This is a genomic window from Candidatus Enterococcus leclercqii (assembly GCF_009933135.1).
Classification (GTDB): Bacteria; Bacillota; Bacilli; order Lactobacillales; family Enterococcaceae; genus Enterococcus_C; species Enterococcus_C leclercqii.
Genome location: NZ_MAEH01000010.1, coordinates 102,051 through 125,470 on the forward strand (window position 1 = coordinate 102,051; position 23,420 = coordinate 125,470).

Genomic DNA, 23,420 nt, shown 5'->3' on the forward strand with positions numbered 1-23,420 from the left:
AATAGAGGCAGGGGGGATTCAAGGTGGAAAAAGTTACACTTGAACCGGAAGAAAGGAAGCTCAAATTGTCAGAACCCGGCGGTAAGGAAAGCACAAAATGGGTCAGATTGAAAAAGCGTCTTCACAGAGATAAATGGATGTATTTGCTACTTTTACCGGGAATTGGATTGACGGTGATTTTCAAATATGTGCCTATGTACGGAGCGATCATCGCATTTAAAGATTACAATCCAATGCTGGGAATCATGGAAAGCCCGTGGGTAGGGTTGGCTCACTTTAAAGAGTTCATCGGTTCGCCAAACTTTGCCATGCTCCTGACCAATACCTTGAAGATCAGTGTCTACGGGCTATTGCTGGGCTTTTTTCCACCAATCTTGTTAGCACTGAGCCTTAACCAGATCCTCAATAAAAAGATCAAGCAAAAAATTCAGTTAATCCTGTATGCACCAAACTTTATCTCAGTAGTAATTATTGTGGGGATGTTGTTTCTCTTCTTATCGGCAAATGGTCCAATCAATGGACTGGTGGAAAAAATTACCGGTCAACCAATCATGTTTATGTCCAATCCAGGCTACTTTCGGACGATTTACATCCTATCCGGCATCTGGCAGGGGATGGGGTGGGCTTCTATCTTATATACCGCAACTTTAGCTGGTGTCAGCACGGACTTATATGAAGCGGCCAATATTGACGGAGCCAATGTGATGCAAAAAATCTGGCACATTGATTTGCCCGCTTTAAAACCGGTTATGGTTATCAACTTCATCTTGTCTGCTGGCAATATCATGAATGTCGGTTATGAAAAAGCTTATTTGATGCAAACGTCTATGAATATTCCGGCTTCTGAAATCATTTCGACCTATGTATACAAGGTGGGCTTGCAGTCAGGTGACTATGCGTATTCGGCGGCTGTCGGACTTTTTAACATGATCATCAACGTCGTTTTGCTGCTGCTGGTGAATGGGATCACCAAAAAGCTTAATGACGGCCAAGGCTTATAAAAGGAGGATGGCTTTATGAATGCCAATGCTTATACGAATTTTGACCGCCGCATCTTATGGGTCAATCGGATTATTGTGGCCTTTTTGGTCCTGATTACTATTGTTCCTTTAGTGTATGTGGTGATTGCGTCTTTCATGGATCCGGCAACGCTAATCAATAAAGGCTTGAGTTTTAACCCGCGGGACTGGACGATCCAAGGGTATCAGCGGGTCTTTGCGGATGACTCCATCCTAAGAGGCTTTCTTAATTCACTGTTTTATTCCTTTACCTTCAGTCTGTTGACAGTGTTTATAACGATGTTGACGGCATACCCCTTATCAAAACCGGATTTGGTCGGCAAAAACATTATCATGACCTTTTTTGTTATCACGATGTTTGTGGGAGGCGGCTTGATTCCAACCTACTTGTTAGTGAAAAATCTGGGAATGTTAGACAGCGTGTGGGCACTGATTTTACCTGGGGCTATTAATGTTTGGAACATCATCTTAGCGCGAACGTATTTCAGTGGGCTGCCTAAGGAATTATCGGAGGCAGCTACCATTGACGGGGCCAATGATTTGCAAATTCTTTTCAAAGTGATGCTGCCACTGGCTAAGCCAATCATGTTCGTCTTGTTCCTATACGCTTTTGTCGGGCAATGGAACTCCTACTTCGATGCCATGATTTACATCAAAGATCCTGATTTACAGCCTCTGCAGTTAGTTTTACGCAATATTTTGATTCAAAATCAACCGTCACAAGATATGGTAGGGGCCAACACAGCAATGGCAGAGATGAAACAGATTGCTGAACTGATCAAATACGCCACCATCGTGATTTCTAGTTTGCCGCTGATCGTTATGTATCCTTTCTTCCAAAAGTACTTCGACAAAGGCGTGCTGGTGGGATCAGTCAAAGGATAAGCTTAAGTTCTGCCACTGATTTTGTTCAATCAAGGCGTGTTCAAACACGACCTAACATTCATATAAAAAGGAGAATCTCACATGAAATCAAAGAAATGGTTTGTTCCCATCCTACTGTCTTCCGCATTGCTTTTAGGGGCTTGCTCTGGTTCGGCAGCGGACAAAGCCAAGTCCAGCCCGGATTATGAACTGGAAAAGGTCAGCTTTCCTCTGAAAGAAAAAGTTTCCTTGAAGATGATCTCGCAAGGTGCGGCATTGGCGCCTAAAGACCCTAATGACAAGCTGATTTTCAAACGTTTGGAAGAAGATACCAACTTGCATATTGATTGGACCAACTACAACACGGATTTCGCTGAAAAGCGTAACTTGGACATTGCCAGTGGTGATCTGCCGGATGCCATCTTCAATGCTGGTGCCGGTGATTATGATCTGCTGAATTGGGCAGAAAGTGGGGTAATCGTACCAGTGGAAGATTTGATCAATGACCACATGCCCAATCTAAAAAAGATTTTTGACGAAAACCCAGAGTATCGCCAATTATCCACGGCTCCTGACGGCCATATCTATTCTTTCCCGTGGATTGAAGAACTGGGTCAGGGCAAAGAATCGATTCATACGGTTAACTGCATGGCCTGGATCAACACGGATTGGTTGGAAAAATTAGGACTGGAGATGCCTCAAACAACCGACGAGCTGATGACCGTCCTGGAAGCTTTTAAGAGCCAAGATCCCAATGGCAATGGAGAAGCAGACGAGATTCCCTTTAGCTTTATCAATGATGGCGGCAACGAAGATATGAAATATATTTTTGGGGCTTTCGGTGAAGGAGACAACGACGATCACCTGATTGTTGACAATGATGGACAGGTTCAATTCACTGCTAACAAAGAGGGCTACAAAAACGCAGTGAAATACTTGAACGAAATGTATCAAAAAGGGTTGATTGATAATGAAGCTTTTGAACAAGACTGGAATACCTATGTGGCCAAGGGGAAAGAACATAAATACGGGGTCTATTTCACCTGGGACAAAGCCAATATTACCGGAGACAACGACAGTTATGATGTGCTGCCTGTCTTAGCAGGCCCGGATGGCACTAAACATGTAACCCGCACGAATGGCATGGGTTTTTCTCGGGATCGTTTCGTAATCACCAGTGCCAACAAAAACTTGGAGCTGACTGCCAAGTGGGTGGACAAGATGTACGAACCATTGCAGTCGGTACAAAATAACTGGGGCACATACGGCGATACGGAGCAGGCCAACATTTTTGAGTTGAAAGATGGAATGCTAAAACATCTGCCACTAGACGGAGAAGCACCCGGAGAGCTGCGGCAAAAAACGGAAGCTGCCGGACCATTGGCAGTTTTGGATGCTTACTACGATACCGTGACTACCATGCCGGATGATGCCAAATGGCGTCTGGATCTGATGCATGAAACCTATCTGCCATATATTACGGAAGAAAATAATTATCCAAAAGTCTTTTTAGCGAAAGAAGAGACCGATCGATTGGCAAAAATTGAGACGGACATGTGGGATTATATTTACCGCAAGCGGGCCGAATGGATTACTGGTGGCAAAATTGACGAAGAATGGAATGCCTATCTGACTGAATTGAAACGAGTAGGCATTGATGATTGGATTCAGATTAAACAGGAAGGTTATGATACCTTCGTGGAAGGAGCACAATAGATGTTGGTTGACGAAGGTGGGGTCTTAGAGAAGGCCGACCGTTTTATTGAAATGATGCAAGGAAAAGTTGATCCTCGTTACCGCCAGCGCTATCATTTGATGGCGCCGGTGGGCTGGATCAATGATCCCAATGGTTTTGTGTTTTTTCAAGGGTATTATCATTTATTTTATCAGCATTATCCCTATGATAGTCAGTGGGGACCGATGCACTGGGGGCATGCCCGTAGCCGTGATTTAATTAGCTGGGAACATCTGCCAGAAGCATTGGCGCCGGATCAGCCTTATGATAGCGGTGGTTGTTTCTCCGGTAGTGCTATCGAAAAAGAGGGAAAACTGTTTTTAGTTTACACTGGTTGCCAAGAAATTGATGGGGTGATGCACCAGCAACAATGCTTGGCAGTGTCAGAAGATGGGATTCATTTTACAAAATTTACCGGCAATCCTATTGTGGGCAAAAAAGAGTTGGGAGATCGAGGATTCATTCAAGATTTTCGAGATCCAAAAGTTTTCCGGCATGAAGACAGCTACTACATGGTGGTAGCGACTAAAACTGCGGATGAGCGAGGACGAATCCTGCTGTTCAAATCGCCGGATCTTTTCAAATGGGACTTTTTCTCTGTTTTATTGGAAGGGCAAAAAAACCAAGGCATCATGTGGGAATGCCCAGATCTCTTTTCTTTGGATGGACGTGATGTGTTGATTATCTCTCCAATCCAGATGGAAAAAGAAGGTTTATCTTACCACAATATCAGCTCAACGGTTGCCTTTATTGGGGAGATGGATTGGCAATCAGGCAAGCTGATGGTGGCCAATTACCATGAGCTGGACTTTGGTTTGGACTTTTATGCGCCGCAAACAATGGAAGATGAACAAGGACGGCGGCTGATGGTAGCTTGGATGCAGATGTGGCATCGGACATTACCGACACACGATTTGGGCCATCATTGGGCAGGTTCCATGACGCTGCCACGAGAATTGCGAGTGAAAAAAGACCGCTTGATTCAAAAACCAGTCTCCACAGTTTACAGCAAGCTGGTTTACCAACAGGGATCGGAAAATATTCGCGTGACAGAGAGTCCTGTCGTTTTTCGCAATGTGATGGAAGACACCTGCTACTTGCATTTGGTAGCCGATCTTTCCCAAGCTGAAGCGTTCACCATCCAGCTGATGCGCAGCCAAAAAGAAGCGTTGCTGCTGAATTATGATGTATTTGCACAGACCTTTTGTCTAGATCGTCGTGGTTTTGGCCGCCCGTTGACTGGCAGTGAAGCGGAACCACTGAATGCCAGAAAAGTTCATGTGCCGTTGGTGAATGGACAGCTGGTTTTGGAAGTCTTCCGAGACACGAGTTCAGTAGAAATCTTCATCAATGGCTCTCAGGTGATGACCGCTACTTTTTATGAACTAGAAAAAGGCCGAGATATCCTCTTTAATTCCGTGGGAGAAACGATCGTGAATGCCTTTGAGACAGCTAAAGTCAGCAGCTAATCGGACTTTTGGATAAGAGAGCAGCAATCCGCAAATTAAAGAAGTGATCATTGGCGATTGCAAAGAGCAGCGCCAATCACCAAATTTCTCAAAAGAGCAGTCAAAACAGATTTCGATGAGTTTCAGTTTTGACGTTATCAATTAGACACCAGGCTTCACCCTGTCGCCTTTGCCGGTGAAAACACGGTAGTATTTTTCGCAAAAGTTCAATATACTGGACGAAGAGCAGAAAGGTGAGGAATCAGGATGAAAGCAACTATGAAGGATGTCGCCAAACTGGCTGGTGTCGGCGTTGGGACTGTTTCCCGCGTCTTGAACAATGGATCAGTAAAAGCCGCCACTCGGCAGAAGGTAGAGGCCGCCATGCGAGAGCTGGCCTATCAGCCGGACTTTTATGCCCGGGGCTTGAAAATGAACCGCACCAATACCGTGGCATTGATTTTACCGAGTGTATGGCATCCCTATTTTGGCGAATTTGCTTTTCACGTAGAAACCGCTTTGGAGCGGCAACACTATAAATTGTATCTTTGTAATTCCAATGGTAACAGTGAAAAGGAACAGGAATATATCCAAATGGTGACCCAAAATAAAGTAGACGGCATTATCGGCATCACTTATTCGGATATTGATGAATACATTTCCAGCAATTTGCCTTTTGTCAGCATCGATCGTTATTTTACAGAAGAAGTTATCTACGTCACTGCTGACAATTCTGCCGGCGGGCGACTGGCGGCCAACGAGCTTTTTCGCCGTGGCTGTCGCAAAGTCGCTTATATCGGTGGCTATCAGGAAACACCTAACGAAACCAAAAGTCGGCGCAAGTATTTCGAAATCGAATGTCGTGAACTGGGGTTGCCTTGTGTAGTGCTGGATATGCTGGAGCCGTTGGAAAATGTGCCGGAACGAGTCACTGAGTTTTTGCAGACTCATCCAGATATTGACGGGATCTTTACCATCAATGATTCCATGGCACTTGATGTTGTAGCGGTTGTTCAAAAATTAGGACGACAGGTGCCTGATGAAATCCAAGTGATTGGCTTTGATGGCCAACAGCTGCGAGAAGGCGGCGGTTACTTGGTTTCTACTATCGTTCAGCCGCTGCAATTGATGGCAGAAGAAGCCGTGGCTAAATTATTGGCGGTAATCAATGGTCAGCAGGTAGAAAAACGTACGGTTTTACCGGTTCATTTTGGTGCTGGCGGCACGACTAAACCTGTTTGAGAACTTGTGGGAGACCGAAGTGGCAGTTGCCGCGCAGGTTTCCCTTTTTTTGAAAGAAGCCACGGCTTCAAAAGAACCGCTATCTCTTAATTCAAAAGCAAGCACTAGGAAGATCTTGAATTTGGAAAGAAATGTAGGAGGAAAAGCAAGATGAGAAAGACCTGGTTTTGGGCACTACCGCTGGTTGCGGGGAGTCTTTTGGCCGGTGGGCTTTGGCTGAAAGAGGCGAGTACCGGTGAAAGGATCGTCAGTCGCTTTCCCCGCAATAGCGAAACATTTGTAGGAGATCCGATGCCTTATTTTGACGGTAAAAAAATGGCGATTTACTATTTGGAGGATCATCGAGATGCAGCGATAGGCTTTCATCCTTTCAGCCTGTTAACCACTGAAAATTTTCGTGAATACAATCATTTCAGCGAGGTGCTGCCTTATGTAAATGAGGTTCGTGATCCTGAGCGGGCACTGGGGACCGGGACGGTGATGCAAGACCAAGCGGGGGGCTACCATTGTTTTTATACTGCTCATAACGGAGAGTTGTCTCCAAAAGAGCGAATCATGCATGCAGTCAGCCGTGATGGCAAAACGTGGCAGAAGTTGCCAGAAGATACGTTTTTTGCCAGTGGGGACTATGAGGGCGATGATTTCAGAGACCCATTTGTAATGCAAGCACCGGAAAGTGATGAGTATTGGATGTTGCTCACGACGCGCCAAAAAGGCACCGGCGTGATTGCTAAATATGTTTCCCGTGATCTGAAGAATTGGGAAGATCAGGGAGTCTTTTTTGTGAACGATTTTGGAAACGACTCCAATCTTGAGTGTCCGTCGTTGGTAAACTTTGAAGATCGGTGGTATCTGGCTTTTTCAGATCAATGGGACAAGCGAGTTGTCCACTATCGGGTGGCAAAAAAGGCAACTGGTCCATTTGAGCCCTTGGCTGAAGAGGTGGACCATGTGGATGGCGCCGGCTTTTATGCTGGGCGCCTGGTAACTATGAAGGAGCAATTGTATCTTGTGGGTTGGATTCCTACAAAAGAGCGCTCTGATGACAATTTTGCTTACAATTGGGCGGGAAATTTGGCGTGGCATCGCTTGAAAGTCAATGGGGCGGCAAACTTAGTAGCTTGCCCGGATTTAGATTCAACGAATGAAGTTGAGACACTAAAAGCAGGAGATGCCAGGTTAGCAACCAATGGCGCAGGAATCACGATTCCCGCTGAAAAGTCCGGCTCGTATGAGTTAGATTTAGTTGCTGGTGGAATCGAAAAGCTGATAATCAGCTTTGGCAAAAGTAATCATCTAGTAGTTGATCGCAAGGCCGGCCGGATGGCGTATTACAATACATTTGAAGACCAAATTGCCGATAGTAAAGCGATTACGGAGATGTTTTTGCCGCAAATCATAGAGCAAGAGTCGCCACTGACCATTGTTAAAGAAGGCGAAATCATACAACTATATTACCAGGGACGGGCTTTATCAAATCGGATTTACGCTGCTAAGACACAGCCGCTGGTGATCCGACGCAACAATTAGAAGGGAATGAAGACTATGTATTATGGTGGAATCGAAGCCGGAGGGACGAAATTTGTCTGCGGTGTCAGTGATAATGAGTTGAATTTAGTGGAGCGAATCAGTTTTCCCACCACCACTCCCACAGAGACAATGGCACAAGTACGGACTTTTTTCAAAAAGTATCAGGAGGAGTTGGCAGGAATTGGCGTGGGTTCTTTTGGTCCCATTGATATTCAGACGGACTCTTTAACATATGGATATATCACCACCACACCAAAAGTGGCTTGGCAGAACTATGACTTTGTCGGCACTCTGAAAAAGACGCTGGAAGTTCCTATTGCTTGGACCACAGATGTAAATGCGGCTTGCTTTGGCGAATATGTTGCCGGTCACGGTCAGGGACTTAAAAGCGTTGTCTACTATACGATTGGTACCGGTGTTGGCGGTGGGGCAGTATTAAATGGTCGCTTTGTGGAAGGCTTCAGTCACCCGGAGATGGGACATATGTTATTGCAGCGCCATCAAAAGGATGCATATCTTGGCAACTGTCCTTTTCATGGCGAGTGTTTGGAAGGGCTGGCTGCTGGACCGGCAATCGAAAAAAGGCTGGGAAAAAAGGCACAGAATCTGACTGCCGATGATCCTTTTTGGCAAATTGAAGCAGATTATATCGCCCAGTGCGTCTACAATACGACACTGCTGTATGCGCCGGAGATTATCATTTTAGGTGGAGGTGTTATGAAACAGCCACAATTATTGCCGTTGGTACGACAGGCTTTTGCTGACAAGCTGAAGGGTTATGTGGCAACCCCAGAGTTGTCTGCTTACTTGAAGACGCCGGCATTGGAAGATGATGCGGGTCTTACCGGCTGTCTGGCATTGGCTAAAGAGATTGTTGTTTGCGAAAAGTTGTAATCCTTGCAGAAAAAAGTGAGCCTTTGCAGTAAAATTTAGATCCAAATTTAGATAAGAACAGCAAGACATTTAGTAGATAGGTAGTGATAAAAAAAGATCTTACCAATGATTTAAAAGATGAGTAGTACAGTTAGAATCAAAAAAGACCGACAAAAGTCAGCTAAGCTTATGACTTTCGTTGGTCTTTTAGTCATGTTTTAGTTTCCAAAAGGCGTTAGAGAAAAGTGGAGAAGTCCAAATAGTAGCGGTATTTTTTGCCGATATAATAACATTCGGTGTACTCTCGAAAAGATTCATTAGCAGCCGTAAAGCGAACTCGTTTCAAGATAGGCTCATCTTTTGTGATTTTTAAAATTTTCTGCAGCTCCTTTGTGGGCATCATCGCTTCAACGTACTCCTGCTGGTTAGTCATTAAAAGCCCATGGCGCTTTAACTGATTGTAAAAAGAGCCTAGATAGTCATTTGCCGAGAGGGAAAGAAACGGTCGATAAGGAACGAAGGTTTTAAACAGACCCACTAGTCCGTCCTCTGTACCTCGTAGGCGAGTTAATGCTAGGACTAGAGAGCCCAATGGTATCTGTAAATTAGCTGCTATTTGGGCGTTTGCCGGTACTTTTTCAACTGTCGCCCACAGTGTTTGGACGGTTTTTCCTTGTTCAAGAAGTTCCCGAGTGAAGCTTTTGGCCAACGTCGAGTATTCGGTAGTATCAGCAGAGTACTCGTTGACAAAAGTACCTTTTCCTCTGTGGCGCAAAAGTAGACGTTCGCGTACCAATTCATCGATAGCTTTACGGATAGTAATCCGACTGACATGGTAATCTTCACTCAATTTCAATTCAGCGGGAATTCGAGTTCCTTGAGGCCATTTTCCCAAGCGAATATTTTCGCGAAACAGCTCAGCAATCTGTATATATAAGGGATGATGACTCATATTCTCAGTCATGCTTTTCTTCCTTCCTTGTGACAAAACAGCTGCAAAGGGCATTTTTTTGTCAGGCATCATTTCTTTTGCCGAATTCATCGATATCAAGTTTGAGTGTTTTTTTGATCGTATTAACAAAAAGAGCTCTCAAAAAGTAGAACAACGTCTAAAAATCCCGTCAGATCAGCTTCGAAAATAGACAGAAACTAGCGAACCATCGTGATATAGTTTGGATATCAATGACAGACGGAGGAACGACTATGGATTATCAATTTGCACCGACAGTTCGACTGCAGGGCAAGTATAATTTTTTTGAAGGCTACAGTGCCATTATAGCGGAGCTTAGCCGAGATGCAAGGTTTGCACCGGGGAAGGTTATCGCTTTTGAAACATATCCTGGCAGCGATGAAAAATTATTGCAGGCAGCATTACTGGATGCGTTCTCAGATGCGCTGGTTTTTTCCAGTGAAACGCTCTTTTTACCTCGATTAGCATACGAAAAAATGGTGGCACGTAATTTGACTGACGACCGGGTTTTTGGTGTCATGAGCAATCATCAGTTGAGAGAATTTATCGATCCGTCAGGTCAGAAAAAGCTTCAGAGGCAGCTTGCTGACGCTAATCAAAAGCTAGTAATTATTTATGGAATGGGAGCTAGCTTGGTGACGGCTGCCGATCAGGTGGTCTATGTGGATGTACCTCGTTGGGAAATTCAATTAAAAATGCGCGCTGGGGAGGTAGCAAATTGGCGCTGTGACAATGCTGGAACAGACAGCGAGCAGCTTATCAAGCGTGGTTTTTATCTAGATTGGCCAATCGCAGATCGCTACAAAAAGGAACTGCTGTCCACAGTGGATTATGTTCTTGAGCTGCATCGTAAACAGCCAGTTATGATGAGAGGGGAAGAGTACCGGTCTGCTATGAAAGAAGTAGTAAATCAGCCGTTTTCATTGGTGCCTTTCTTTGATCCTGGTGTCTGGGGTGGACATTGGATGCAGCAAACTTTCAATCATCGTCAGGAGGAAATTAATCTTGCATGGAGCTTCAATGGTGTTCCAGAAGAAAACAGTTTACTTTTAGAAGCTCAAAACCATACCTTCGAGACTCCAGGGACGAATCTGCTACTGCTAGCCGGCGAAGAACTTCTTGGTCCGCGAGTGTATGGACGATTCGGAGATTCTTTCCCTATTCGTTTCAACTTTCTTGATACGGTAGCAGGAGAAAATCTAAGCTTACAAGTACATCCAAAACTAAGTTATATCCAGAATGTTTTCGGTCTACCTTATACACAAGATGAAAGCTATTATATCTTGCATGCAGAACCAGAAGCTTCGGTCTATCTCGGAACAAAAAGCGGTGTGACTAAAGAAGAGCTGATGGCAGCGTTAAAAGCAGCTCAAGCCCCTGAGACAGGTTTTGATAGTGAAGCCTACATCTATCGACGACCAGCAGCTGCTCATGACCACTTTTTAATTCCCGCCGGAACGATTCATTCAAGCGGTAAGGGAATGGTGGTGTTGGAAATCAGTGCCACACCAAATCGCTTCACCTTTAAAATGTGGGACTGGGGCCGAGTTGATTTAAACGGACGCCCACGACCAGTCCATTTGGAACACGCTGAAAAAAATATCGACTTGCGATGCAATCAACATTTTGTAGAAAAAGAACTATGTAACCAGTTTGAGGTTTTGGCAACTGGAGACGGCTGGCGCGAAGAACGCACCGGACTTCATGAGCTGGAGTGGATTGAAACACGGCGACATCGGTTTACGGTACCTGTCATCCACGAGAACCCATATGGAGTCAATGTCTTGAATCTTGTATCCGGTGAAAAAGCTATTATTGATAGTCCCGACGGTGAATTTGAGCCAATGACTATCACCTATGCACAAACGGTCATTATTCCAGCACAGATTATGCGATATCGAATCACGCCAATGGGAGATTGTGAAAGAACACCGTGCATGACAGTCAAGGCTTTTATTCGCTGAATAAGTTGCGAGGTGAAAAAGATGGATGATTTGCTTTTTGATGTAGGCGGTACCAGAATAAAATGTAATATTTGGCGAAACGGCCAACGACTTTTGACTGAGGATCTGCAGTTTTCTGCTATTTCACAGTCAAATAAAGAAAACTTACTTGCTCACTTTTGTGAAATTGTTCAACAGGTGATGAGTTATTCACAAAAGACGGGTGGAACAGTTCGTGGTGTTGCTTTTGCTTTTCCGGGCCCTTTTAATTATGAGATGGGAATTAGTCAAATGCAGGGGTTGGGCAAGTACGATGCCCTCTATGGTGTAGACCTAAAATCTTTTTTTCTGACGTGCCTGTCTAATCATGGAGTTCAAGAAGTGCCGATATTGTTTGAAAATGATGCCAGAGCCTTTGCTTTAGGAGAATATCAAGACTCTACGCCAGTACAAAGGGGTATCTACCTGACTTTAGGTACTGGCTTAGGTTCGGCTTTTATTCAAGAGGGCGAATTCGTAACAGAACTTTCTGGAATCAATCGAGAAGGTATGATCTATGATATTCCGTTTCGTGGGGATATATTGGATAATTGGCTATCGGCAGCTGGTTTACAAAAACTTGCGGCTGCAGCAGGATATCCAAAAGTAGAGGCCTTCGTATTGGCAAAAGCTGCTCGAAGCAAAGAGCCACAAGCGCAAGCAATCTTTGGTTCCTTTGGCGAATTATTGGGGGAAGCTTTGAAAGACTATTGTCGTAGTTTTCGACCAGATGAAATGGTCTTTGGGGGCCAAGTTAGTCGTAGTTTTCCACTCTTTGAGGGACGGCTGCGGGAAGTGCTAGCAGAGGAGTGCCCTGCAACTCTACGGGTCAGTGGGGACTTAACTACTGCGGCATTACGAGGCTTGTATAAGCGGTTGGAGGAAAGACGTGGGGTAAATCCGTAAAAACCAAAATAGATCCAATTTGAAATTGCATAAGGAGTTTATTTATCATGACTGTTAGAACTATCTATTTGATTCATCATTCCCATACGGATATTGGTTATACAGATCGCCAGGAAAAGATTAGCCGCTACCATGCAGCGTACATTCGTGACAGCCTTCGCTTCTTGAAAAAGATTGAAACCGGTGAGATGCCTCAGTGGAAAGGTTATCGATATACCTGCGAAAACTTTTGGCAGGTAGAACAATTTTTAAAGAGGGCAACTCCTGATGAGATTCGGACTTTTGAAACGTATGTTGCTGCCGGTACCATTGATCTGTCACTAACTTATTTAAATATGACTGAACTGGTGGATAACGAAATCTTGTTGCGAAAACTTACTGAAGCGAAGAACTACACAGAACGCTTTTCACGAAAGTTTGACTCAGCGATGACAGCAGACATCAACGGATTTTCTTGGGCGTATGCTGAAACGATGTATCAGGCGGGAATTCGGAATTTCTTTTCTTGTTTGCACACGCATCATGGAATGTTCCCATTGTTTCATAAGCAGGTACCATTTTGGTGGGAGACAGCTACTGGCAATCGTCTATTGGTTTGGAATGGCGATCATTACCAGCTTGGCAATGATTTTTTGTTCAGCCCGAATACGGACCAAAGTCGTCAGTTTGATGTAGAAGGATTTACTGAGTCTGATTGGCAGGAGCAACTGAAGCTCACGGAGCAGCGAGTCAGCGAGTATTTGACAATACTGGATCAAGAAAGCTATCCCTTTGATTTCATTCCCGCCATGATTTCTGGAATCGTGACAGACAATTCACCAACCTCACCTAGGATGATGGAGGGAATTCGACGATGGAATCAGCGCTATCAGGAACAGGTAATGGTCAAATTAGTGACGTTAAGTGAATTTTTTGAAGAGCTTCGCAATTCTGATTTAGAATTACCGGTCTATCGAGGCGATTGGCCTGACTGGTGGGGGGATGGTGTGGGTTCGACACCAGCGGCTACCAAGCTGTATCGAGATGCTCAGAGAAAACGACGATTAATTCGTAAACTAGATCCTCATGGAAAACTAGGAGATGCTGAGCAGCTGCAAGAAGCAGAAAATCAAATGATGCTTTATGCCGAGCACACTTGGGGCTTTCATTCTTCCGTTGAGGAGCCTTGGGACAGCTTCGTGAATGTTCTAGGAATGCGCAAGATGTCTTATGCTGTCAATGGGCATCAACTAATTTCTGAAGAACTAGACGATGTGTTGGCAGCTTATGGAGAGACCACCAATCATCTGGAGGGGGAAAATAGGTATCGGATTATCAATCCCCATGATTTCCAGATAAAGACAATTGCTGACGTCTACTTGCAACATTGGCAGACCGTCGACGGTTCATACTTTCCCTGGACCGGTGAAGCGATTGCTGAAGTTGTATCTCTTAGCGATAATCAGGTATTGCCTTCTCAGACGAGTCACAGTTCACGGGGCAAAAAAATATCATTTATGGTAGATTTGGCTCCTGGGGAAATGTTGGAGGTCGGTTTGCGACGAAAAAAAGTTTCCACCCCATCTGTAAAGTTTTCCAATCGTGCGCATATTGGGACGGAGTTAGTCGCAGACATCGCGTCTTATGAAGGCTATTCTCATGATGTCTCTGCCTATGGTGTATTGACAAAAGATTTTCAACTGACTTTGGATGGCGAGGTTGGAATTCGCTCCTTACGGCATTTGCCAAGTGGTCGTGAACTGATACATCCGCAAGCTGAGGAAGCATTGTTTTCTGGAATCTATGAAGTAACACCATCAGATGGAGATCCTTGTGGAGTCAGACGAAAAATGGGACGTAATCGTAAATCGCCAGCTACCAGACGTAGTTTTTCTAGCTTAAAAGACTTGCGCTTATTGGAAAATGGCCCCATATATGCCAAATTATTGTTATCTTACACACTGGTGGGCACCAAGATGTACGATGTAGAGCTGACTGTTTACAAAGAAATCCCCCGCATTGATAGTAAGATTAGGCTGCAAAAAGAGATTGAGTGGGCCCCAGAAAATCTGTATGTTGCATTGCCGTTGACTTTAGGAACACCGATTGAAACCACCTGCTATCTTGAAAAATCTGGAGGGATAATGCGGCCTGGAATCGATCAGCTACCAGGCACAAATACCAGCTTTTATTTAGTCGACAGTGGCGTTTATTACACCAACCAAGACCAACAGCTGTTTGTTGCAGTCAAAGATACGCCGTTAGTGACATTTGGTCCAATGACAAGTCAGCTAGTAGCTCTTTGCACACCAGAAAGCCACCTTCTCAACAGGAATGTGATGTATTCTTGGGTCATGAATAATTTTTGGGAAACCAACTTTAATGTAGATTTAGCAGGATTTTATGAGTTTGAATATGTGCTCTATCTGCCAGATGTCCAAAGTGAGGTTGCACCAGCTACTGCGATTGCCAAAGCTCAGGTTGAGGGGGTTCCAGTGATTGCTTTCAAACAAGATACAGAAAAGAAGGAGAATTGATGTGAAGAAAAAACTACATGTGGTTTTCAAAACTCATTTGGATATCGGCTTCACCGATTTGGCAGAAAATGTGATTAATCAGTATTTGGAGGATTTCATCCCGAGGGCCTTGGAGCTGGGAGAAGCACTTCCCGACAAGTTTATTTGGACAACAGGCTCGTGGCTGATAGATTTCTATCTGAAACATCCTTCTGTTTCGGCGACCGACAAAGAGAGAATGTGTCGCGGGATTGAAAAAGGAACAATCCGTTGGCACGGACTCCCCTTTACAATTCATACGGAATTGATGGATCGTGAACTGGCGGAATATGCCCTTTCAGTTTCTCAGCGGTTGGATCAAGCTTTTGGTCAGACGACTATTGCTGCTAAAATGACGGATATTCCTGGCCATACGATTGCACTAGTTCCGCTACTAGAAAAAGCTGGAATACGCTATCTGCATATTGGGGTTAATGCCAGTTCAGCATTGCCGCAAGTACCAGAGCTATTCGTCTGGGAAGCACCGGATGGCTCTCGAGTACTTTGCCATTATGCAAAAGACTACGGAGCGGTATTTGATCGTTCTGATTGGCCGGATGCTTTATATTTTGCTCATAGCCATGATAATGCCGGGCCGCCAAAGGATCAAGCGGAGATCCTTAATCTCTACGAAAAGCTTCATGAGGATTATCCTGACTATGAAATCGTTCCATCGACATTAGATGAGTTTGCTAAGGCAATCTTGCCTTATCAAGAAACTTTGCCAGTAATCAAAGAAGAAATTGGAGATACTTGGATCCATGGGGCGATGTCTGATCCAAAAAAAATGGGAACTTACCGTCATCTGCTGAATTTGCGGGAGCAGTGGTTAGCGAAGGGTAAACTGACAAAGGATTCCCCTGTATATCGCCGTTTTTCTTCCTGGTTGCTGATGGTGGCCGAACATACTTGGGGGGTGAACTGGAATGTTTATCTACCAGACTATAAAAATTTTTTGCCACAAGAGCTGCAAGTTGCTCGTCAAAAAGATCTGATTACTTTCAATCATAATCGCCAGACGATGGATTACGGAGATTTGATGGCTGTAGTCAGTACTGATATTGATTGGGAAGAAAAGAGTAATCAACGTCGATATAGTCTAGGCGAACAATCATGGCAAGAACAACGAGGATACCTAGAAAAAGCGGTTGCTGAATTGCCAGAAACGCTACAAAAAGAGGTCGCTGAGTATCTTGAAAAGAAAGGTCAACTACCTTTGACTACCGGCGAAACGCCACTAACTCCTGGTGAAACCTATATTTTTGGTGATTGTCGGATTCGTTTTACTGTGAGCGGGGGTATTGATGATTTTCGGGTAAACGAGCACCAGCTAATCGGTGCAAATGGTCGCTTTGGAGAGCTTTCCTATCAGCGTTTCGATGCAGTTGATTATCAGAATTTCTTTAAAAGCTACAGTCGGTTGAATCGCTGGACGGCTGGCTGGGCAATGGGGGACTTCGGTCGTCGCGGCATTGAAGCGATACCGCAAATCACAAGCGGGTTATTGAAACCAGTTATTCAGGAGGCTACTTTTACCAAAATGGGTGAACAAATAGTTTTTTTGCTCTCAGTAGCCTATCCAAAAGAACAACAACAAATGTGGGGACTGCCAACAAGCCAAAAATTAGTTTATACGCTAGATTTGTCAGCGCGACGGTTGGAGTTACACTGTCAGTTAACGGGTAAAGTTGCTAATCGAGCACCCGAGAGTTATTGGTTAGAGACCAGTTTGTTGACAGAAAATGCTTCTCGTTGGCAGATGAACAAGTTGGGGTGCTGGATTGACCCATTGAATGTAGTAAAAAAAGGCAATCGTAATTTACATTTTTTGTCCAGTAAGGGTATGACTTACCAAGGAAGTGAGGGAAAATTACGTCTCATGAGTCAAGAAGCACCGTTACTCTCATTAGGTGGACGCAAACTGCTTCAATTTGACAATCAGCTACCAAATTTAAACGAGGGGTTCTACATGAATCTCTTCAATAATGTTTGGGGAACCAACTTCCCAGCATGGTACGAAGGCGATTTTAATTGTCATTTGGCATTGGAATGGGAACTATGGGAAACTATCTGATCAGATAGTAACCCTTGGAAATACTTTGCCAGAAACCTGATAAAGCTGCAAAAATCGGAGCGATTCTGGAATTGCCACTTTTGATTTTCAAAAAAAAATGACCCGCAAACATCGTGTTTGCGGGTCGTTTTTGTCCTTAAATGAATGGTTAAACTGGGTTGCCAGTTTGTCGTTCCAAGATTTCTTTTTGTAAGCGCAGAGCTGTTGGCGTGACGGCTAGGCCTCCTTCTGCTGTTTCTTTGAAAATACTAGGCATTTGGCGACCGACTTGGTACATGGCAGCGACGACTTCATCCGGCGGAATCACACTTTCGATCCCTGCCAAGGCCATGTCCGCTGAAACAATGGCTTGGGAAGAACCTAGCGCGTTACGTTTGACACAAGGAACCTCCACTAAACCAGCGACGGGATCACAGATGAGCCCCATCATATTTTTGAGGGTAATAGCGACGGCCTGTGCAGCTTGGTGAGGCGTGCCACCTTTGGCACAAACCAAGGCTGCGGCTGCCATGGCGCTGGCCGAGCCCACTTCTGCCTGACAACCTCCTTCTGCACCAGAGATAGAAGCATTATTGGCGATTACCAGTCCAAAAGCGCCGGCAGTAAATAGAAAATTCAACTGTTGCCGGCGATTCATATGCAGACGATCACGGACAGCAGTCAGAACGCCAGCCACCACGCCGGCACTACCGGCAGTCGGTGTAGCACAAATCAGGCCCATCTTGGCATTGACTTCGTTCACGGCAATGGCATTGCGAACGGCGGTCAGTAACGTGTCACCACTTAAAAAATCGCCCGCTGCCAGGTAGTCATTTAGTTTGGTAGCGTCTCCGCCAGTCAGACCCGTGACTGAACGAACGCCGGCAACTCCTTCGGCAATTGAGTTTTCCATGACGGTTAAATTACGTTCCATCAACTCCAGAATTTGTTCTTCGCTGCGGCCGGTCATTTCCATTTCAGTGGCAATCATCAGTTGAGCCACGCTGTCGTAGTCGCGGGCTTGAGTCACCAATTCAGCTATTGATAAAAACATCATTGTTTTCCTCTTCTCTTGTGATAGGCAGTAGACAGGTTAGGGTAATCAAATCAGTCGAAGTAAGTGACACTATCGATGTGTTCTAACTGCTTCAACTGTTCTTTAATATCTGGTCTGGGTTCGTCTACTTCAATGATCATGATGGCTTTTTCGCCTTTTGATTCCCGTGTGACGGTCATCGTCCCGATATTTACTGCAGCATTGGAGAAAATATTGGTGACTTTGGCAATCATTCCCGGAACGTCTTGATGAACCGTGATGAAAGTCGGAGTTCCCATCGTCAATGAAATTTTGAAGCCGTTAAGCTCACTAATCTGGATATTCCCCCCACCGATAGAGATACCAGTGACGGTCATTTTACGCTTGCCTTTGGTCAGTAACATTTTAACGGAGTTGGGATGTTCTGCTTTTTCCTTACGGGGAACGAATAAGACCTCCATGCCAGATTCATAGGCAATCTTCAGCGAGTCTGCCAAGCGCGCGTCGTCAGGGGCCATTCCCAAAAGACCACCCACCAGCGCTACATCGGTACCATGGCCGCGATAAGTTTTCGCAAATGATTCATACAAATAGATATCCACGGAATCCGGCTGTTCGCCGAAGATGGAGCGGACGACTTTCCCGATGCGAGCAGCACCGGCTGTATGGGAGCTGGAAGGACCCACCATGATGGGTCCGATAATGTCAAAAACACTGCGGTATTTCAATTGATCCATTTTTGCACCTCATTGTCCGGCTGTGGCCGGTGCTATCATTCAAATCAGATCCTCTAAAAAAGGGACTATTCCAGAGGTAGTGTACCACAAATTTGCGGGAATAAAAGAGCCGCTTTCTTGGCGTTTGATTTTTTTTAAGAATTGGCTGGAGTCTAGTAAAATATGTTTTTAAATGAATAAGAATCGATCTGCGACTATCCCGCTGTTTTTATGGAAATAACTTGGCTTTTACTTAGGGCTCATAGTTGGTAGTGTTCGCTTCGAAGGTCAGTGATCAGACGATTGGCTCAGTTCTGACGGTGGTAATTTTTAGCGGCGTTTGCTCGAAAAAAATGACGTCTGTTTGGCTTGTCTGATGAAAAGGAAATGTTATACTTTTTATGTAAGCGCTTTTTAAATAGAGGGAGTAGGAAGGTGAATCTATGAAGATTATCATTGAAAAAGACTATGAAGCCATGAGCCGAACCGCGGCAAATCTGTTATTGGGAAAAATGTATAACAATCATCGAGTCAATCTGGCCATCACTGCCGGGGCAACACCAGTGGGCATGTATCAGATGCTGGTGCCGGAAGTGAAAGGACGCAGCTATTTGGAAAATGTCCACTTCTACAATTTTGACGAGATTCCTATCGTGGGAGAAAAACAAGGAGTAACAACACGTAATTTGACGACTCTCTTTTTTGAGCCAGCGCAGATTGCTGAAGAGAACATCCATGAGCTCAACGAAACCAATTGGGAAAGCCAAGATCAGCGGCTGCAGGCGGCAGGAGGTCTGGATTTAATCTTGATGGGAATCGGCAGTGACGGTCATTTTTGTGGCAACCTGCCAGGAACCACTAAATTCGGAGACCTCACCAGTAAAGTTGCCATTGGTCCGAAGTTAAAAGAAGGATTGGCTCATGAAGTTGGTGGGGATAGTAGTAAGGTGCCGGATTTTTATGTAACGATGGGTCCTAAAAGTGTCATGCAAACGCGGCAGCTGGTCATGATTGCCAACGGACAAAAGAAAGCTGCCATTATTAAAGAGGCTTTCTTTGGACCTGTGACAGAAACAATTCCTTCTTCTGTTTTGCAGTTGCACCCAGATTTGACGCTGATTTTAGATGAAGAAGCAGCAGCTGAGATCAAGGACCTGCTTTAAGAATAGCCTCGAACAAATTGTTTCATAATAAGATACCAATTATCTGAGAACAAAAGGTGGGAAAACCGAAAGCAAGGTTTCCCACCTTTTTGTGTACCGGGGAACGAAAACATTAGTAATTCGCAAAGCTGCTAACGGCGAAACACCAATAAAAATTTCTTGCATTTCTCATAGAGGATGCTATAATATTCAGGTGTGTGTCAACACGTCTGTTTGTGTTGCCATGGCGCACGCACGTATGAGCACCAAGTTTTCACAACGTGGGAGGAGAAATCTTCATCTCCAATTAACCACATCACGGACTCAAGGAGGTATGTCTCGTGGCAAAAAAAGTAGAAAAACTCGTTAAATTGCAAATTCCTGCAGGGAAAGCAACACCAGCTCCCCCAGTAGGTCCTGCATTGGGTCAAGCAGGGATCAACATCATGGGCTTTACAAAAGAATTTAACGCCCGTACCGCTGACCAAGCAGGTTTGATCATTCCAGTAGTGATCTCTGTATACGAAGACCGTTCATTCACCTTCGTAACAAAAACTCCGCCGGCAGCAGTATTGCTGAAAAAAGCGGCTAAAGTTGAAAAAGGTTCAGGCGAACCAAACAAAACCAAAGTTGCTAAAGTTACTCGCGATCAAGTAAAAGAAATCGCTGAGTTGAAAATGGAAGACCTAAACGCAGCTGACGTTGAAGCAGCAATGCGCATGGTCGAAGGAACTGCACGAAGCATGGGGATTACTGTAGAATAATCTACAATACCCCGATTACGTAGCTTCTCAGTTGGTTCTGTATTGAAAGATATGGAAAGACGTGGGAGGTTCTACCGTTATAACCACATCAAGGAGGAAACAAAATGGCTAAAAAGAGCAAAAAAATGCAAGATGCATTGAAAAAAGTTGACAATACAAAAGCTTACGCTGTAGAAGAAGCTGTTGCATTGGCTAAAGACACAAACATCGCAAAATTCGACGCAACGGTTGAAGTTGCTTACCGTCTGAACGTAGACCCTAAAAAAGCGGACCAACAAATCCGTGGCGCGGTAGTTCTGCCAAACGGTACTGGTAAAACACAAAAAGTTTTGGTTTTCGCAAAAGGCGAAAAAGCAAAAGAAGCTGAAGCTGCAGGCGCAGATTTCGTAGGCGAAGCTGACATGGTTCAAAAGATCCAAGGCGGCTGGTTCGATTTCGACGTAGTTGTTGCAACACCTGACATGATGGCTGAAGTTGGTAAATTGGGTCGTGTCTTGGGTCCTAAAGGCTTGATGCCTAACCCTAAGACCGGTACAGTTACAATGGACGTTACAAAAGCAATCAACGAAGTAAAAGCTGGTAAAGTAACTTACCGTGTTGACAAAGCTGGTAACATTCATGTGCCAATCGGTAAAGTATCATTTGAAAATGATAAATTGGTAGAAAACTTCAAAACAATCCACGACACCCTGGTGAAAGCAAAACCTTCAGCAGCTAAAGGTGTTTACATGCAAAACATTTCTATTACAACTACTTTCGGACCTGGTATCCACGTAGACGCTGCTTCTTTCTAAGCCGCGACTGCCAATACCTAACGAAAAAATGAAAAACTAAACTTGACTTGACTGCCTTGTCTATGATAAGGTGGTCAAGGTTAAAGTTTAACTGTACCGAAGACAGCAGGTGGCCTAGCCTTAATTTCCTGCCGAGGACAACGTTGAGAACAGTCAATGGTCCCTCTATGTCTACGGTGGCATAGGGTTTTTTTGTATGTTTGCGACTGGTAGCCGATTTTTCGGAACTTCATAGCAGCAAACACACTGAGACGAAAAGGGCGTGCCCTTTGCAGTCGAGTAGGCATTTAGTCTGCGACGACCGTATCAGCCGATGTACAAACGACTCTAACCCATCAAATCTTGGAGGTGAAATACAAATGAGTGAAGCAGCTATCGCTAAAAAAGCGCAATTAGTTGACGAAGTCGCTGCAAAACTGCAAGCAGCCGCATCCGTAGTCGTAGTTGACTACCGTGGTTTGACTGTAGACGAAGTGACTCGTTTGCGTAAACAATTGCGTGACAACGGCGTGGAAATGAAAGTTATCAAAAACTCTATCCTTTCCCGCGCTGCCAAACAAGTAGGTCTTGAAGGATTGGATGAAGTATTCACAGGTCCGACTGCCGTTGCTATCAGTAACGAAGATGTCGTGGCACCTGCGAAAATCGTCAACGATTTTGCACAAGACGCGAAAGCTTTGGAAATCAAAGGTGGTATCATCGAAGGTAAAGTTTCGACAGTCGACGAAATGGTCGCACTGGCAAAACTGCCAAACCGCGAAGGTCTCCTTTCTATGTTGCTGTCTGTATTGCAAGCGCCAGTCCGCAATGTTGCATACGCAGTCAACGCAGTTATCGAATCAAAAGAAGGCGACGCAGCTTAATCGCAGCGTAGCTTGATCTGCAACACAACCTAAAACTTACCTAAAATGGAGGAAATCAATCATGGCATTGAACATTGAAAACATTGTCGAAGAGCTGAAAGGCGCGACAATCCTTGAATTGAACGACTTAGTTAAAGCTATCGAAGAAGAATTTGGCGTATCTGCTGCAGCTCCTGTAGCTGTTGCTGCTGGCCCTGCGGCTGCTGCTGAAGAACAAACTGAATTTACAGTTGAATTGACTGCAGCTGGCGACCAAAAAGTTAAAGTTATCAAAGCAGTTCGTGAAGCAACTGGCTTGGGCTTGAAAGAAGCTAAAGCAGTAGTTGACGGCGCTCCTTCAGCTGTTAAAGAAGGCATCTCTAAAGACGAAGCAGAAGCTTTGAAAGCTGCTTTGGAAGAAGTAGGCGCATCTGTAACAGTAAAATAATCACTCGCTGATTAAAAAGACCGGAAACCTTGTTAAATCAAGGCTTCCGGTCTTTTTTACTTTAACTCAAAAATGAAGAGAGTTAAGGCGTAACTCTGCCTTCTCAGTTTCAGAAAAGTCAGTTTCAGCAAGAGTAGTGCGATATGTCAATCTGGATTCGGTAGTGGGTAGGCAAAATTATTTCAGAAATTTTTTAAACCGCAGTTTTTTAGACTTCGGCAACAAGGCGTGTTAGACTGGAGGGAATCATGGCAATGGGGGGAATTCTGATGAAAGAAAAAAACTGGAAGCAAAATCTGTTGGCAGGTCTCTTGCTGGCATTGAAAATCTGGGTGCCTATCGCAGTGCTCTTGCTTTTGGTCAGTTGGCTGTTTCATCCGGAATTTTTGCGCACCTCTGGGGTATATGTCCAATCATTTGCAGTAGTCTGGATAATGGCTGAAACAGCTGTAGTTATCAGACGACGCTAACTTCTATCTTGATTAGCGTGGCAGATAAATCGCTGCTCCCTCAGTAGGCGGT

At 44.6% G+C, this 23,420-nt stretch carries 20 protein-coding genes and 1 other annotated feature; of the genes, 17 read left to right on the forward strand and 3 right to left on the reverse strand.

Annotated features, from left to right (window positions below; all coding sequences use genetic code 11):
- Positions 1-137: 137 nt before the first annotated feature.
- From BAU14_RS04455 to BAU14_RS04485, 7 genes are all read left to right on the forward strand, one after another.
- Positions 138-1,001 carry an ABC transporter permease subunit gene (locus tag BAU14_RS04455; RefSeq protein WP_161898957.1) on the forward strand — a complete coding sequence of 288 codons (864 nt, stop codon included), beginning with the start codon at positions 138-140 and terminating at the stop codon, positions 999-1,001.
- Positions 1,002-1,016: 15 nt separating this feature from the next.
- Complete coding sequence (locus BAU14_RS04460; RefSeq protein WP_161898882.1) at positions 1,017-1,904, forward strand: carbohydrate ABC transporter permease; 888 nt, start codon at positions 1,017-1,019, stop codon at positions 1,902-1,904.
- A gap of 81 nt (positions 1,905-1,985) precedes the next feature.
- Entirely contained in the window at positions 1,986-3,599 is a 1,614-nt protein-coding gene (locus tag BAU14_RS04465; protein ID WP_161898883.1) for an ABC transporter substrate-binding protein, read from the forward strand.
- Positions 3,600-5,087, forward strand: a complete 1,488-nt coding sequence (locus tag BAU14_RS04470; RefSeq protein WP_161898884.1) for a glycoside hydrolase family 32 protein — start codon at positions 3,600-3,602, stop codon at positions 5,085-5,087. It begins immediately after the preceding gene.
- A 246-nt stretch (positions 5,088-5,333) separates the two neighbouring features.
- A complete protein-coding gene (locus tag BAU14_RS04475; RefSeq protein ID WP_161898885.1) occupies positions 5,334-6,308 on the forward strand; it encodes a LacI family DNA-binding transcriptional regulator in 975 nt (324 codons plus the stop codon).
- A gap of 150 nt (positions 6,309-6,458) precedes the next feature.
- Complete coding sequence (locus tag BAU14_RS04480; RefSeq protein ID WP_161898886.1) at positions 6,459-7,838, forward strand: family 43 glycosylhydrolase; 1,380 nt, start codon at positions 6,459-6,461, stop codon at positions 7,836-7,838.
- Between the two features lie 15 nt (positions 7,839-7,853).
- On the forward strand, positions 7,854-8,732 hold the full coding sequence (locus tag BAU14_RS04485; protein WP_161898958.1) for an ROK family protein: 879 nt from the start codon (positions 7,854-7,856) through the stop codon (positions 8,730-8,732).
- 214 nt (positions 8,733-8,946) lie between these two features.
- Here the strand turns inward: BAU14_RS04485 and BAU14_RS04490 are convergent, their stop codons facing one another.
- The gene (locus BAU14_RS04490) at positions 8,947-9,675 is read right to left on the reverse strand and encodes a GntR family transcriptional regulator (protein ID WP_161898887.1); all 729 of its coding nucleotides are present in this window, start codon (positions 9,673-9,675) and stop codon (positions 8,947-8,949) included.
- A 239-nt stretch (positions 9,676-9,914) separates the two neighbouring features.
- Between BAU14_RS04490 and BAU14_RS04495 the strand changes: the two genes are divergently transcribed.
- The 4 genes from BAU14_RS04495 to BAU14_RS04510 are packed head-to-tail and all read left to right on the forward strand — an operon-like array spanning position 9,915 to position 17,177.
- A complete protein-coding gene (locus tag BAU14_RS04495; protein WP_161898888.1) occupies positions 9,915-11,645 on the forward strand; it encodes a class I mannose-6-phosphate isomerase in 1,731 nt (576 codons plus the stop codon).
- A 21-nt stretch (positions 11,646-11,666) separates the two neighbouring features.
- Positions 11,667-12,569 carry an ROK family protein gene (locus BAU14_RS04500; protein ID WP_161898889.1) on the forward strand — a complete coding sequence of 301 codons (903 nt, stop codon included), beginning with the start codon at positions 11,667-11,669 and terminating at the stop codon, positions 12,567-12,569.
- A gap of 47 nt (positions 12,570-12,616) precedes the next feature.
- Positions 12,617-15,085, forward strand: a complete 2,469-nt coding sequence (locus tag BAU14_RS04505; RefSeq protein WP_161898890.1) for a glycosyl hydrolase — start codon at positions 12,617-12,619, stop codon at positions 15,083-15,085.
- Position 15,086: 1 nt separating this feature from the next.
- Positions 15,087-17,177, forward strand: coding sequence for a DUF5054 domain-containing protein (locus BAU14_RS04510; protein ID WP_161898891.1), 2,091 nt, complete (start codon positions 15,087-15,089; stop codon positions 17,175-17,177).
- 148 nt (positions 17,178-17,325) lie between these two features.
- Here the strand turns inward: BAU14_RS04510 and sdaAA are convergent, their stop codons facing one another.
- Positions 17,326-18,210, reverse strand: a complete 885-nt coding sequence (sdaAA, locus tag BAU14_RS04515) for an L-serine ammonia-lyase, iron-sulfur-dependent, subunit alpha (RefSeq protein ID WP_161898959.1) — start codon at positions 18,208-18,210, stop codon at positions 17,326-17,328.
- A gap of 53 nt (positions 18,211-18,263) precedes the next feature.
- Entirely contained in the window at positions 18,264-18,929 is a 666-nt protein-coding gene (sdaAB, locus tag BAU14_RS04520; protein WP_161898892.1) for an L-serine ammonia-lyase, iron-sulfur-dependent subunit beta, read from the reverse strand.
- Between the two features lie 422 nt (positions 18,930-19,351).
- On the opposite strand from sdaAB, the gene BAU14_RS04525 reads away from it, so the two are divergent.
- The 6 genes from BAU14_RS04525 (at position 19,352) to BAU14_RS04550 (ending at position 23,368) form a co-directional block, all read left to right on the forward strand.
- The gene (locus tag BAU14_RS04525) at positions 19,352-20,071 is read left to right on the forward strand and encodes a glucosamine-6-phosphate deaminase (protein WP_161898893.1); all 720 of its coding nucleotides are present in this window, start codon (positions 19,352-19,354) and stop codon (positions 20,069-20,071) included.
- A 320-nt stretch (positions 20,072-20,391) separates the two neighbouring features.
- Positions 20,392-20,814: a 50S ribosomal protein L11 gene (gene rplK, locus BAU14_RS04530; protein ID WP_161898894.1), complete on the forward strand. Its 423-nt coding sequence runs from the start codon at positions 20,392-20,394 to the stop codon at positions 20,812-20,814.
- A 104-nt stretch (positions 20,815-20,918) separates the two neighbouring features.
- Positions 20,919-21,608 (forward strand): 50S ribosomal protein L1, encoded by a 690-nt coding sequence (gene rplA / locus BAU14_RS04535; protein WP_161898895.1) that lies wholly within the window; start codon positions 20,919-20,921, stop codon positions 21,606-21,608.
- A gap of 78 nt (positions 21,609-21,686) precedes the next feature.
- Positions 21,687-21,811 (forward strand) — a sequence feature (ribosomal protein L10 leader region).
- 156 nt (positions 21,812-21,967) lie between these two features.
- A complete protein-coding gene (gene rplJ, locus BAU14_RS04540; protein ID WP_161898896.1) occupies positions 21,968-22,471 on the forward strand; it encodes a 50S ribosomal protein L10 in 504 nt (167 codons plus the stop codon).
- A gap of 61 nt (positions 22,472-22,532) precedes the next feature.
- On the forward strand, positions 22,533-22,898 hold the full coding sequence (rplL, locus tag BAU14_RS04545; RefSeq protein WP_161898897.1) for a 50S ribosomal protein L7/L12: 366 nt from the start codon (positions 22,533-22,535) through the stop codon (positions 22,896-22,898).
- Between the two features lie 269 nt (positions 22,899-23,167).
- The gene (locus tag BAU14_RS04550; protein WP_161898898.1) at positions 23,168-23,368 is read left to right on the forward strand and encodes a hypothetical protein; all 201 of its coding nucleotides are present in this window, start codon (positions 23,168-23,170) and stop codon (positions 23,366-23,368) included.
- Positions 23,369-23,420: the final 52 nt, after the last annotated feature.